The 14,625-nt window shown below is 46.9% G+C and carries 9 protein-coding genes and 4 tRNA genes; 2 read left to right on the forward strand and 11 right to left on the reverse strand.

Going from position 1 to position 14,625, the window contains the following annotated elements; all coding sequences use genetic code 11:
* Positions 1-309 precede the first annotated feature (309 nt).
* The 8 genes from RTR63_RS07195 to gspN form a co-directional block, all read right to left on the reverse strand.
* Positions 310-384, reverse strand: a tRNA-Thr gene (locus tag RTR63_RS07195).
* 20 nt (positions 385-404) lie between these two features.
* Positions 405-478: transfer RNA gene (locus RTR63_RS07200), tRNA-Gly, on the reverse strand.
* A gap of 75 nt (positions 479-553) precedes the next feature.
* Positions 554-637: transfer RNA gene (locus tag RTR63_RS07205), tRNA-Tyr, on the reverse strand.
* A gap of 43 nt (positions 638-680) precedes the next feature.
* Positions 681-756 (reverse strand) — tRNA-Thr (locus RTR63_RS07210).
* A 151-nt stretch (positions 757-907) separates the two neighbouring features.
* A complete protein-coding gene (locus tag RTR63_RS07215) occupies positions 908-1,759 on the reverse strand; it encodes an FHA domain-containing protein (RefSeq protein WP_312523479.1) in 852 nt (283 codons plus the stop codon).
* Between the two features lie 63 nt (positions 1,760-1,822).
* Entirely contained in the window at positions 1,823-4,243 is a 2,421-nt protein-coding gene (gene gspD / locus RTR63_RS07220) for a type II secretion system secretin GspD (RefSeq protein ID WP_312523481.1), read from the reverse strand.
* Between the two features lie 83 nt (positions 4,244-4,326).
* Positions 4,327-5,352 carry a type II secretion system protein N gene (locus RTR63_RS07225; RefSeq protein ID WP_312523483.1) on the reverse strand — a complete coding sequence of 342 codons (1,026 nt, stop codon included), beginning with the start codon at positions 5,350-5,352 and terminating at the stop codon, positions 4,327-4,329.
* Positions 5,353-5,362: 10 nt separating this feature from the next.
* Positions 5,363-6,184: a type II secretion system protein N gene (gene gspN / locus RTR63_RS07230; RefSeq protein WP_312523485.1), complete on the reverse strand. Its 822-nt coding sequence runs from the start codon at positions 6,182-6,184 to the stop codon at positions 5,363-5,365.
* Positions 6,185-6,568: 384 nt separating this feature from the next.
* Between gspN and RTR63_RS07235 the strand changes: the two genes are divergently transcribed.
* Entirely contained in the window at positions 6,569-7,609 is a 1,041-nt protein-coding gene (locus tag RTR63_RS07235) for an NADP(H)-dependent aldo-keto reductase (protein WP_050325776.1), read from the forward strand.
* Between the two features lie 136 nt (positions 7,610-7,745).
* Here RTR63_RS07235 and ssb read toward each other — a convergent pair whose 3' ends face one another.
* From ssb to RTR63_RS07250, 3 genes are all read right to left on the reverse strand, one after another.
* Positions 7,746-8,405 (reverse strand): single-stranded DNA-binding protein, encoded by a 660-nt coding sequence (gene ssb, locus RTR63_RS07240; protein WP_312523488.1) that lies wholly within the window; start codon positions 8,403-8,405, stop codon positions 7,746-7,748.
* Between the two features lie 125 nt (positions 8,406-8,530).
* Positions 8,531-9,895, reverse strand: coding sequence for an MFS transporter (locus RTR63_RS07245; RefSeq protein WP_312523504.1), 1,365 nt, complete (start codon positions 9,893-9,895; stop codon positions 8,531-8,533).
* 180 nt (positions 9,896-10,075) lie between these two features.
* The gene (locus RTR63_RS07250) at positions 10,076-11,065 is read right to left on the reverse strand and encodes a hypothetical protein (protein WP_312523490.1); all 990 of its coding nucleotides are present in this window, start codon (positions 11,063-11,065) and stop codon (positions 10,076-10,078) included.
* A gap of 435 nt (positions 11,066-11,500) precedes the next feature.
* Between RTR63_RS07250 and uvrA the strand changes: the two genes are divergently transcribed.
* Complete coding sequence (gene uvrA / locus RTR63_RS07255) at positions 11,501-14,455, forward strand: excinuclease ABC subunit UvrA (RefSeq protein ID WP_312523491.1); 2,955 nt, start codon at positions 11,501-11,503, stop codon at positions 14,453-14,455.
* Positions 14,456-14,625 lie beyond the last annotated feature (170 nt).

Consider the following 14,625-nt stretch of genomic DNA (forward strand, 5'->3'; position numbering starts at 1 on the left):
GTTAACGTGTGGTTTAGTACGTTCAAACTTGGCCTTTGCCATAATTTAATCCTCTGATCATTGTTAAACTGTTAGCAATACCCTAGCTCAAAGCTATAAACCAACTGGTGTATCTGTATTGCCAGTGCTGGTGTTGCCAATTTGAGTGTTGCTAGGTCACTAAAATAGCAAATTTAACATAAATTTCAAGTTTTTTCCATAGCCTTCATCTTTATGGGTAAACTTTTTTGTTATTGCTAAAACAAAAGGCAACACATCTGTGCTGCCTCAACTATTTTTTGGTTTATCTCAATGTATTTTCTATAAAACTGGAGCTCATACCGAGAGTTGAACTCGGGACCTCTCCCTTACCAAGGGAGTGCTCTACCTCTGAGCTATATGAGCAAAACTTTGGTTTAGAATAATGGAGCGGGTGGCGGGAATCGAACCCGCACGATCAGCTTGGAAGGCTGAAGTTCTACCACTAAACTACACCCGCAATGCGACCCGCCCAAGCATACTGGACTTACTGTTAACGTGATTAGGGAATATTCAGATAACAATAGCAGGCAAATGGTGGTGGGGGAAGGATTCGAACCTTCGAAGCTCTCGCAACGGATTTACAGTCCGTCCCCTTTGACCGCTCGGGAACCCCACCATAGTTGTCTTTCAAGGTACGCTTAACACGATGTGTTAAAGGATGGTGCCGGCTGCCGGAGTCGAACTGGCGACCTACTGATTACAAGTCAGTTGCTCTACCAACTGAGCTAAGCCGGCGTATCGCTTGAAAGTGGTGAGCATTTTAGCAAATATTTTTAATCTTGCAAGCGTTTTTTTAGTTTTTTTTCATTTTTTTTGCTAAAACGTAAATTTAATGATTCAAATCCCCATTTTAGGCGCTGTGCACCGCTTATTTGCTACCTAAACGCTAATACATCAACAACACGGATGCAATAATCAGCGCAATAATTACCACGATTATTATCGCGACTGTGGCGTTTTTCTTTGCTGCAGGTTTGATTGCATCAGCTTCTACTGTACTAACTGGCGATGGTTGCGCTGGCTGAACGGCTGAGACCTGAACGGATGGGACAACGGGCTGTGATGGTATTGCCTCAGTGACGACAGGCGTCTGAGCCGGCGTATTGAGTAGCGGCGATGGTGAGTTATCAACGCTTGCTACATCCACTGTTGTCGGTGTAGAAGGTACGGATTTTTCGACGTGAGTGTTGGTCAGCTGCTCGCTAGGTAAAAAATCTTGCGTGGTAACGACATCTATCACAGGCGCGGTGTTGGCTGCAGCGTTCAGTGATGATGGCTCAACCGATGCAGTCGATTCAGTTTGGGTATGAATGTCAGTGGTGGGTGTGAAGTTCTCAATGTCTTGTAAACTATCGAGAAAACTATCATCATCCAGTGCGTTGACTGGGGCATTTACCACCAAAAATACCAAGTCGGCAAAAGCAAGTTCATCGGTGGCTTGCAAAGCATGCGCGTCTGTACCGATACGCTCACCATTGATAAAGGTACCATTGCTTGAACCTAAGTCTTGTACATACAGCTGCTCACCAATACGGTTAATCTTGGCGTGTTGGCGAGAGATTTGTGAGGTTGCTAATACCAAATCATTGCTATCGCTACGTCCGATGCTTAAGCTTTTATCAATATCAATGGTTAAATCCGCCAACGCTGGTGACAGCCCAATGAGTTGCCATGAAGTGCCTTGTGAGTTTTCGGTAAGGTTCATCGTATTTACTGCATTAGTTTGCTGATTATCCATGCAAGTCTCCTACTCCTAAGGGGTATTTAATAGTATCATTATGCTTGGCATTATGGGACATTTTTAGGGATTTGTCACGGTGATGGTCTGCACCGCAGGCGGGGTCGCAATCACCACAGGCGTTTGAGCCATCTTTGCGCCCTGCCCTGTCTGCGCTTTAGATTGGGTAACGGTAGATTGGGTGACGGTGTTGCTCGCTGGGCGAGTGACAGTTGTGGTCGATGAACTGCCTTTGCGAGACACGTTTGATGACGCCGGCGTGACGATATCGACACCATTGGCATACACTCTTGGCGTGTTTGATAAACTTTGCGCGGCTGGGGTAACCAAGTCGTCTGTTGGCAATTTGATGCCATTTTGCACCCTGTTGGTATTGGGGAACATGGCATTGATATTAAGTGGGATTTGTTTGAGCGTACCGTTTTTGTCAATTACCAGTTGCATGGTACGAATACCGTCTAAGCTTTTTTCTGTCACGCTTGCCACCGCGCTACCATTTCGCAAAATGGTCGGCTGTAAAAATACAATCAGATTGGTTTTGTCCGAGTTTTTGCTTTTTGAGCGAAATAAATTACCAATAATCGGCGCATCACCCAATCCTGGGACTTTTTGCTGACCATAGGTGCTGTTATCACGCATCAAACCACCCAATGCCACGGTTTGTTGGTTATCCGCTAAAATGGTGGTTTTGATTAAATTCTTGTTGGTGACGACACCGCTCACGTTATTGAGGGTACCGTCGACAATGGAGGACACTTCCTGCGAAATCTCAAGTCGCACTGAACCATTATCGCCAATATGCGGAATGACATTAAGATTGATACCGACATCCTGACGGCTCACGGTTTGAAACGGCGTGGTTGATGAGTTACTTGCCGTGGTATAAGAGCCGGTCACAAATGGCACGTTCTGCCCTACCAAAATATTGGCTTTTTCGTTATCCAACGTCAAAATAGAGGGCATGGATAACAGATTGGCATTGTTGGTTTTATTGATGGCTTGCAAAATCGCACCATAAAACTCACGATTACCGTTACTATCGGTTTTACTCGTACCAATCCCCAACAGCGCGCCTGCCACGGAGGCTGCTGCCGTACCTGGGGTTTTCCTTAATATCTCAGATGCCAGTCCTACTGCGGATGCACCGATGTTATTGAAGTTAATTACCCCTACGCCGCTATTGGCATTGCCCATTGCCCATTGTACGCCAAGTTGCTGGGTATCATTGCCTGAGATTTCCATAATCGCTGCTTGAATCAACACTTGGTCACGGCGGGTATCTAGCTCATTAATAGCGTTTTCGATTTCTACCATTAACTCTGGGTTGGCATTGACGATGACGGAATTTTGGGTTTGGTCAGCGATAATACTAAAAGGTCTACCTTGATAGCCGCTGTTTTGCGTAGTCGTTGTGTTGCTAGTGGAGGACGTATTAAGCGGTGAGCCTGTGGGTGAGGCTGCGGTATTGGTGGTGGCTGCGCTGTTATTACTGGTATCGCTACTAGATTGAAACATTGAGCTTGCTTGCAAGGTGGTTTGGTCACCTGAGCTATTGATGGATTGATAGGCAAGCAGTCCGCGTAGCATTTCTGCAATATGGGTGGCACTGGCATATTTTAGACGAAACACGCGAAGCCCACTGAGACGTTGCGTTGGCACGGTGTCTAACTGCTCTACCATTCGCTGTACTTTGGCTGTCATCTCGGCACTACCTTTGACGAGCAGCCTATCAGAAATCGGGTCGGCAATGATATTGATCAGGCTGCCACCGGTTGATGCCACAGCAGGTTGCCCTGATTGACCCGCAGCAGCTGGCGCTGTACCACCGCCCGTACCTGTCAGTGAGCTTAATAAATCCATCATGCGCTTGGCATCGACATGACGCAGCGGAATAATGGTCAGCTTGTCATTCATATTGCTGTCAAGATCGCTAATCAATTTTGCGTATTGATTGAGGCTGTCGGCGCGGTCAGATAGGATAATCGCATTGACATTTGGCACCACAGCGGCATTGGCATACGGCGGCATCATCGGACGGATGACGTTTAAGATATCATTGGCATTGGTGTTGGTGAGATAATAGATGCGGGTCGCCATTTGGCTACCTGCGGTATTACCGCGCAAATCCACGTCCACCCCTGCTTGCTTGGCAACGGTATCAGGGACCAGCTCTGTGGTCAGCCCGCGATCAATCGCTACAATACCATTGACTTTCATCACGGCTAAAAACAAGTCATACACTTCTTGACGGGATAAGGGTTTGTTTGAAATTACCGTCACATTGCCATTAATGCGTGGGTCTAGCACAAAGTTCTTTTGCGTGATGGTAGCAATTTGGTCGATAAACGCCTTGATATCGGCGTCCTGCAAATGCACTTTATAGCCAGTGGCTGCATGGGCAGCTGACAGACCACTGCTAAGCATGATACTCATAGCCAGTGTCGTGCTCAAAAATAGTGGCTTTAGCATGGTTGGGTATTTCATAATGAACCTTATCAATTTTTAACGCATATCACCGACTTGTGTCTCACGTAGCGATGACGTCTGTAACTTTTTACTATCTTTTATCAAAATGACTGGCGTACTGTCACGACTTGGTCGCCGCGCTGAACTTGGATTTGCGCTTGTCCTGCTTGTTGTACTTGACGTAGTAGCTGGGCATCTTGCGTTGGGTTTTGACCCACGTTTTGTCCATTGACGGAGATGACTTTATCCCCTGTTTGTAGCCCCAATCGGTTTTTTAGTCCTGCGGACATCGCATCGGTCACCAAATAGCCTTGCCCTGTTGCTGCCACACCCATTTGGCTTAGATACCCTGAAGCATTTTGCTGAAGCCCTTGAATCGCCCCACCAATGGCTGACGATGCACCGCTTGGCGAGGTATTGGCACCATTTGACGGCGCAATATTGGGCGCAGAATCCTCTCGATCATGGGGATCGCCTGTAGCCACTGGCGCGCCGCCAATCGCTTGTGGCGCAGCTCCGCCTAAGCTCGGTGTGGGGGTTTGTCCCATATTTGAGCCGTTGCCCACGCCTGCTGCACCGTTGGCTTGCGCTTTGGCTCTGATAGCCTCGCTTTGGTCAAGAAAAAACGGTTGCCCAAATGGCACTTTACTGGTTTGACCGCTTGCATCTGCCACTATTACAAAATCGGCTGCGACTTTAACCAATTTATAACCACTGCCATCAATCATGTCGTTGATACGATAGCTTAAGGTTTTACCATTGGCGGTCAAAATTGCATACGATTGACTCTCCGGGGTGGCAATGGTCACGCCCACCACTTTAATATCTGGGGGTGTCGCTGCCGGTGCTTGCGGGGCAGTTGGCTGAGCAAAAAAATCCAACGCATTGCTATTGGCAGATTGTGCGACCAAGTTCGTCTGCAAGGGGATTGGGGTGAGTGCGGGGGGTTTGGGCGGGGCAACCAATAGCCAAATCGCTTGGCTTAATTGCCACACCAACCAAAAAATAGCTGCCAATAGCAACCAAGGATACAGTTTTTCTACCACCGCCATCGGCACAAATTTACCAGTCGTTGTTTTACGGCTCAACGAGGTGCGCTGGGTGGCTTTTATCATATCTGCTATCATCGCTACGTCTCTAATTACCCATACTGGTCAAAGGCTGACGAATGGATACCACCACACTGTCATCAGCCCCTTTGCCTTGGTACGCTGGCATATTTTTGAGCAGCCGCTGGGTCAATGACACATCGAGCATATTATCTTGGTCAAGATAAAAATCCCCCAATCGCTCGGCTTGCGGTGTAGTAAGGGCTAAATGCAAGCTTTTACCTTGCGCTGCCTTGTTGCTATTATTAATACCATTGTCGGCTATTGGCTGGACAATTGCTTTATCGGCGCTTAAGTTGCCTTGCATGGTGGGGAGTTTAATCAGGTAGGTTTTGCCGCCTGTGGGATACCCCAAATCACCGCCTGCCCAATTCATGCTGCCTTTGGCCGTTTGATAGCCTTGCTTATTTTTTTCAATCGACACTTCTTTGATGGTAATCGGTGTGTCGGGTAATTGCCAACTGACCAACTGCGCCAATGTATCAGGGCTGATTTTGCCATTAAAATCATTGGCTTGCCAGCTGGTTTTATTGAATTTGACCACGCCTTGCAAGTCGGTTTTACCAGAGCGGATATCGACCGCTAGACCCAGTTTGCCCATCAATAAATGCCACGGCTGCCAGCGCCAATCGACACTACCCGCCAGCGGCGTATTGGGGCGTGCATTGATTTGCCAATTGGCTTGACCTTGCCAAAGGTTGCCGGATATTTGCTGCAAGTAAGGGTTGTTTGGGGCAAATTTTTGCAGCAACCACGCTGCAGGTAGCTGAATCAACAAGCTTAAGCAAAGCAAAACCAGACCTACCAGCCACCATAGTTTTGTCGGACGTAATGAATTGACATTTGCCAAACTTAAATACCTTTTACAATGATTTTTGACACCAATATTTTTGACATCAATAAAGTGACACAATCCACAAGCAGCTTAACCAACAATCAAATAATTCATGCAGGATAAAAATTGCCATTAGCGCAAAATTTTGAACCCACTCTGCGCCAACACTCGAATATTTTTCTAACTAAAATGAAACGCTTTATCATAACTGATTTTTATTGCGTTGTAATGTCAATCCATAAAAAATCAAAATTTTGTCAGGCTTGTTTTGGGCGGACTGTTTATTGCGGCTACCTGCCGCACTTACTACAATTTGCAACCGACTTTATCACCATGAGTTTGCTACAATCACCTCACTAAGCTGGTTAAAACTATAATGCAAAACACAAGGAAAATAGCATGCAATTTGATACATTGCCACAACTGGGCGATAGCGTCTCCAAAATTTGCTTAGGCACCATGACCTGGGGACAGCAAAACAGCGAGCCGGATGCCCATGAACAAATGGATTATGCCCTTGCCCAAGGTGTGAACTTTTGGGATACCGCTGAGATGTATCCGTCACCCCCTGATAAAGACAAACAGGGTGATACCGAGCGCTTTATGGGTAGCTGGTTTGCCAAGACAGGCAAGCGAAATGAGGTGGTATTGGCGAGTAAAATCTCTCGCAATGACTTTTTGCGCGATGGCAATACCAAGTTTGATAAAAAAACCATTCGTGCGGCATTAGATAGCAATCTACAGCGTTTGCAAACCGACCATATCGATATTTATCAGCTACACTGGCCAGAGCGTCAGACCAACTTTTTTGGTCAACGCGGCTATACAGAAAATATGGCGCAGCAAGACACCAAAGAATTGACGCCATTTTTGGAAACCATCGAAGCCCTCAATGATGAAATCACCAAAGGTCGAATCCGTGCTTATGGGTTATCCAATGATACCCCCTGGGGCGTCATGCGCTACTTAGCAGAAGCCGATAAACATGGGCTTGCTAGACCTATCACCATACAAAATCCATATAGTCTACTCAATCGCTTGTATGAAGTGGGACTGGCAGAAATCAGTCACCGCGAGCAAATTGGACTACTTGCCTACTCACCGCTAGCCTTTGGGGTGTTATCAGGCAAATATTTGGGCGGTAACAAGCCTGCCAATAGTCGTTTGAGCCTTTATAGCCATTTTACCCGTTATTTGAATGAGCAAGCGCAGCAAGCCACCCAAGCCTATGCCGAAGTCGCTAAAAAACATAATCTAGATATGGCACAAATGGCACTGGCGTTTGTCAATAGCCGCTCGTTTGTGACTGCCAACATCATTGGGGCAACCACCATTGAGCAACTAGCCAGCAATATCGCGTCCGTAGACTTGGTATTGTCCCAAGAGGTATTGGCTGATATCGAAGCGGTGCAGACCTTACACCCGAACCCTGCGCCTTAAACCTTGTAACCCTTAAACCTCGTACCTTAAATCTTGCACCTCACTAGCAGGCTACTATCAGAAAAAACGGCATAAAAAATCCTTGCGACAGTGTGACTGTGCAAGGATTTTTTTTAAACCTAGTAAAAATTAAAGTCTAGAATGGGATATCATCATCAACTGCGCCTGGTTTTGGCATTGCCATGGCTGGATTTTGTTGGGGATTTTGGGCAGGCGGATTATTTCCTGTATTTGCCCCTTGTGGCGCTTGGTTGCCATTCATAAATGGGTTATTGCCAAATCCTGCATTTTGACCCGATTGTGGCGCAGCTTGGGTATTATTTTGGTTTGGATAGCCGCCAAAATGATTGGGCGCTTGGTTGCCACCTTGGTTGTAGCCAACTTGATTATAACCACCTTGGGGCTGGTTTTGGTAGGTTGTGCCAGCAGTGTTGTTATTAGCAATACCGCCTTGAACGCCGCCTGCCGTGCCAAGCATTTGCATTTGGTCGGCACGAATCTCTGTGGCATAACGCTCTACGCCATTTTGATCGGTGTATTTATTGGTGCGAAGGCTACCTTCGATATAGACTTGGCTACCTTTACGTAGGTATTGCGCTGCAATTTCACCGAGTTTATTAAACAATGAAATACGGTGCCATTCGGTTTGCTCACGGCGCTCACCTGTTTGTTTGTCGTTCCACTGCTCACTTGTTGCCACGGCGATACGCGTCACGCTACCGCCATTGGCAAATTGTTTGACTTCAGGATCTGAACCAAGGTTGCCTACAATAATTACTTTATTTACGCCGCGCATAGAATTTCCTTGATGATTTTTTTGATAACTTTCTTAATGAATTTCTCAATAACGCTATAGTGTTTTTAGCCAAATCTTTGCAGATTTAGCGCAAGTACAATGCCATTACTTTACTAAACTTTGCATCAAATTGCTAGCGTCTGACCGGTAAGATGTGACAAATGCTGTCGCGTGTCATCGGTCAATTTTTCTTTATCCAGTTTGAGATAAGCAATGTTTTCTTTTGGCATCATTACTATCTCATCCACGCCGTCAATCGCCAAAATTTGCTGTGACCATGCAGTCGTGTCAATACCTGTTGGCAGGGTAATCGTTAGGCTGGTCAAATACGGTGGGGCGGCAATCGGCAGGATAAACAATAACGCAATGATAGTCACAATGGCGAGCACCGTCCATGACAGCCACATCGGTTTGGTCAGCAAAATACCGCCCATGGCACCGCCCACAAAAGCACCCAAAAACTGTGCAGATGAATTAATACCCATCGCCGTCGCTTTGTTGGCAACGGGCGCGCGTTTGGAAATCCAAGACGGAATGGTCGCCTCAAGGCTGTTAAAGCCAATGTAATAAACCGCAAGCCCAATAATTAAACCCACGATGGTCTGACTAGCCACCGCCAAAACTACCAATCCCGCCACCAAGGTCGCTAAAGACGCCAAAAACACGGCGCGCATTTGACGTTTTTTTTCTGCGATGATAATCAATGGAACCGCAATGATAAAGCCCAATAATAGTAACGGCAAATACACAAATCCTTGCTGCGCCACCGTCAAGCCGAGCACATCATGAAACTGGTGCGGCAATAAGGTAAACATCGCTGTCATTGACAGATGCAGCGCAAAAATCGCCAAATGCAAGCGGTTAATATCGGCAATTTTTAATACTTCAGCAAACTGTGCTTTAACTGAGTGATTATTGAGATTGTGCTTTAGTACCCGATTTGGGGTGGGCACGATCCACAGTAAGCCAATGGCGAAAATAGCGGACGCCACTGTCACCCAAAACAAGCCTGAAATATCGAGCACATGCGTCAAAATCGGACCGAGCCCAAATGCGACCATTACCGACATGGCAATGGTCAGCCCCATGGTTGCCATCGCTTTGGTGCGATGCTCTTCACGGGTCACATCCGCGAGTAGTGCCATCACCACTGCTGAAACCGCGCCACTGCCGGCAATCAAACGCCCCAATATCACCATATAGATGTCTGTTGATAAGGCGCAAATCGCTCCCCCGAGCGCAAACACCAATAACCCTGCAATGATAATCGGTTTACGCGGATATTTGTCCGCCAAAAAACTCATGGGAATCTGAAAAATCGCCTGCCCTAAGCCATAGATACCAATCGCCAATCCAATCAAAAACGGCGTGGCGTGTGCATATTGCGTGCCATATACTGCAAACACAGGCACAATCATGAATAGTCCGAGCATGCGCAAGGCAAAGATACCGCCCAACCCGGCAATCGCTTTTTTTTCGGATGCATTCATGGAGGAGTTGTGACTCATATTTCTCGACGTTGATTTTACTGACGTTGATTTTACTGACATGGTGGCTCACAAAATTTTGCCAAAAACGGCTTATTATATGCCTAATTTTTATCACAGAGAATTTATTGGCAATAAAAATTATTTTAGCCCCATTATTTTGGCTTTATTGTTTCAGCCCCATTATTTTAGCATTGCGTAAGCGGTTACCATGATGGCTAAAATCACCGCGATAGCAATCATCAGCCACATCACATTTTTTTGGTTGTCAAAAAATCCTTGCGGTGACTGTTTGATAGATGATGATTTTGGGATAGCCACTAGCGTGCCATCTAACGGGCTATGCTTCACTTGGGTGGCGATTTTTTGTTGTTTTTGCGCTTTTTTGGCTTCAAATTGCTGTTGGCGTTGTTGTTTTTGTGCCAGTTTTTGCTGTTTGGCTTGTTGTTGTCGTTGGCGCTGTTCTTCAAGTTTAGCCTGTTTTTGTCGCGCTTGTTCGGCAAGTTCTGCTTGTTTACGCGCCGCCTCTTCGATGGCTAACTGCTCAGTTTGCTGCTGCTCGCGAAGCTGTTTATCGCTATAGCGCGCGTGAAAATTGTCCATCACGGCGTTATCAATTTCGCTTAAGATAAAAGGCATTTCATTCATCACTTCAAGCGCATCATGCACATCGACGTCGTACACGCCCGAGGCTTTGGTGGTTTTGCCATCGGCAGTGAGTTTTCTGGGTACTTGGTAATCAGCAAGACGCTGCTGCAAGTGGTTTTCCATTTGTCCGATGGAATCGGTGCGACCTGTCATCGCTAATGCCCAATCGTTGATTTCGGCATGATTTTCGCTATTTAATTGCTGGATGATATCGCTCGCGTCTTCAACGAGGCTGATTTTGGCAAGCAGCTGACTGGGTGAGACGGCGATATAAACTTCCCCTGGGGTGGCTTGGCGTTTGAGCGATGCAATGGCTTGGGGGTTGCATTGTAGGCAGTTGGCTTGTTTGTTTTTGAGTGTGTGACCTTTTGGGCATGGCGGTACACCGTAAGCAACGAGCGCGCCATTTTCTTTCATTTTGGCTTTGTATTCTTTGCTCGATAGTCCGCTGGCGTCAAAGGTTTTGTCCATTGGGATATGGTGGCTTTTTAAGAAGTCGGTTTGTTCTTGGGTTAACGTTGCCATGTTATTGTCTCAAATTTTGCAGTCACAAATTTTCTAGTTCCTTGATTCAATAAAGTATAGCAAGGTTTGAGGGTTTTATAAAAAATAAAAAATCGCTCATGTGAGTGATGATTTTATTTAAGATATTTCCAACACTTGTGTTAATAGTGTCATCAGCTTCATTGTCCGCACGTTTACAACCGCTTGCAATAAACGCTATGTTTTATCTAGTTATGTTAATTTTACGAGTATGAAAAAAGTATGACAGTGAGCCAAAAGCAATTTATGATTAACAGAATTGATAACTTAATCAGTTGATAGTTTCTCGTAATATTTGGTCAAATTTGTTGAAATAGGTTTCAAAATTAAACTTGAAACCCCCACCCATTTCCCCCATTAAAACCCCATCTTTTTACCCAAATTTCCCACTTAAAAACACACAATAAGAAGCTCAATATGGCACAGCACGACGCAATCAAAATCCGTGGCGCACGCACCCACAATCTCAAAAACATCGACATCGACATCCCCCGCGACAAACTGGTCGTCATCACAGGCTTATCAGGTTCGGGCAAGTCTAGCCTAGCCTTTGACACCCTATACGCCGAAGGACAACGCCGCTACGTCGAGAGCCTGTCTGCCTACGCTCGCCAGTTTTTATCACAAATGGAAAAGCCTGAAGTCGATAGCATCGAAGGGCTGTCACCTGCCATCGCCATCGAGCAAAAATCCACCAACCATAATCCCCGCTCCACGGTAGGTACCATTACCGAGATTTATGACTATTTGCGTCTGCTGTACGCCCGTGTCGGTACGCCCATGTGCCCAGAACACCACCTGCCGATGGTCGCGCAAACCGTCACCGAAATGGTCGATACCGTCATGGCATTGCCCGAAGATACCAAGTTGATGATTCTCGCGCGCGTCGTCGATGACCGCAAAGGCGAGCATATCCAGTTGATGGAACAGCTAAAAGGGCAAGGCTTTGTGCGGCTGCGGGTCGATGGTGAGATTTATGACATTGACGATGTGCCACCGCTTGCCAAAACCTTTAAACACACCATTGATGTGGTGGTTGACCGCTTCAAAGTGCGGGATGACTTGGGTAATCGGGTTGCCGAAAGCTTGGAGACCGCCTTACGACTCGGTAGCGACATTGCCATCTTGCATGACATGGACGCTGAGTTTGAAGATAAAATTTTGTCCGCCAAACATAGCTGCCCTGTCTGTGATCGCTCGGTTGCTGAGCTTGAACCAAAATTGTTTAGTTTTAATAACCCCTATGGCGCGTGCCCCGTGTGTGATGGCTTGGGCAAACGCCAATATTTCGCTGCCGAAAAAATTATCGGACATCCTGAAAAATCGCTTAACCAAGGCGCGATTCAAGGCTGGGATAAACGCCACGCCTATTATTTTGGCTTGCTGACCACCGTTGCCGAGCATTATGGCATTGATATGGAAGCGCCTTGGCAACAACTGGATAAAAAGCACAAAGATGTCATTTTACACGGCTCTGGTAAAGACAAAATGACTTTTAACTTTGTCGATGAACGGGGGCGCAAATCCACCAAAACCGTGCCATTTGAAGGGGTGTTGCCGTATATGGAGCGCCGTTATCGCACCACGCAAAGCAACATCGTGCGAGATGAGCTTGCCAAATACCTTGCCGATGCCACCTGCGATGCCTGTCACGGCTCACGCTTAAACGAAATCGCTCGCCATGTGGAAGTCAGCGACCGTACCGTTGCCGAAATGGTCAAGCTATCGATTGGCGAAGCGATGGCGTATTACGAGCAATTAAAACTCGAGGGTGCAAAAGGCGAAATCGCCGCCAAAATTATCAAAGAAATCCGTGAACGGTTGGAATTTTTGGTGAGTGTGGGCTTAGATTATCTCACCCTTGCCCGCTCTGCCGAAACCCTATCGGGCGGTGAAGCTCAGCGCATACGCCTTGCTAGCCAAATCGGGGCAGGCTTGATGGGCGTGATGTATGTACTCGATGAGCCATCAATCGGCTTGCACCAACGTGACAATGATCGCCTGCTGCAAACGTTGACTCGCTTGCGTGATTTGGGCAATACCGTGATTGTCGTCGAGCATGACGAAGATGCCATTCGCCTAGCCGACCATATCATCGATGTGGGCGTGGGTGCTGGGGTACATGGTGGCAGTATCATTGCAGAAGGGACGGCAAAAGACATTGCCAAAAATCCCGAATCATTGACGGGGCAATATTTATCGGGCAAAAAGAAAATCGCAGTGCCAACCGTGCGTCACCGAGCCAAAATCGCCAATGACGATAAATATGAAAAAATGCAAGACTCCGCCATTCCGTTAACCAAAAACCAAGCGAAAAAAGCGGAAAGCGAGAAAAAAGAAAAAGCCAAAAAAGGTAAAGTCGAAGCCAAACCCTTGATGCTGACCTTGACAGGGGCAAAAGGTAACAACCTTAAAAACGTGACCTTAAACTTGCCGATTGGTGTATTTACAGCCATCACAGGCGTGTCGGGTTCGGGTAAATCGACCTTAATCAACCGCACCTTATTGCCACTAGCGACCACACAGCTCAATAACGCTACCACGCATGTTGCCGAAGAGTTTGACAGTATCACTGGGCTAGAACATTTAGATAAAGTCGTCGATATCGACCAAAGCCCGATTGGGCGTACCCCTCGCTCCAATCCTGCGACTTACACGGGGGTATTTAGTCCGATTCGTGACCTATTCGCCCAAGTACCCGAGTCCAAAGCTCGTGGCTATCAAGCAGGGCGCTTTAGCTTCAACGTGAAAGGCGGGCGCTGTGAAACCTGCCAAGGCGATGGTTTGATTAAGGTTGAGATGCACTTTTTGCCTGATATGTATGTGCCTTGCGATGCGTGTCAAGGCAAACGCTACAACCGTGAAACCCTGGAAATCACCTATAAGGGCAAAAATATCAATGACGTGCTCAATATGACGGTGGAAGATGCGGCAGAATTTTTTGAGGCGATTCCGGCAATTTATCGCCGTTTGCAAGCCTTACAAGAAGTCGGCTTGGGTTATATTCGCTTGGGTCAGTCTGCGCCAACCTTATCGGGTGGTGAGGCGCAACGGGTGAAACTTGCCAAAGAGCTGTCCAAACGCGATACCGGTCAGACCTTGTATGTGCTCGATGAGCCGACGACAGGTTTGCATTTCCATGATATCGCCAAGCTCTTAGACATCTTGCATACGCTACGTGACCGAGGCAATACCGTGGTGGTGATTGAGCATAATCTCGATGTGATTAAGACAGCCGACTGGATTGTGGATTTGGGCCCTGAGGGCGGTTCGGGCGGTGGTGAGATTATCGCTGAGGGCACGCCAGAGGACGTGGCGCAAAACGCGCGCTCACACACAGGGCGATTCTTAAAACCGATGTTGCAAGCCTAAGTTTGTTACAAGTATAAGTCTGTTACAGGCATAAGGTTAGCGGTGAGGGTTAGTACGTTGTCGTCTAACCCTTTTTTTAACCAATCATCACTCTATGACTTGCTATTCATTGATAATACTTTACATTTCGCCCCAATATTCACACAATGAAGCGAGATAAGGACACTTCG

This window comes from Moraxella sp. CTOTU47724, assembly GCF_032014955.1.
GTDB lineage: Bacteria > Pseudomonadota > Gammaproteobacteria > Pseudomonadales > Moraxellaceae > Faucicola > Faucicola tetraodonis.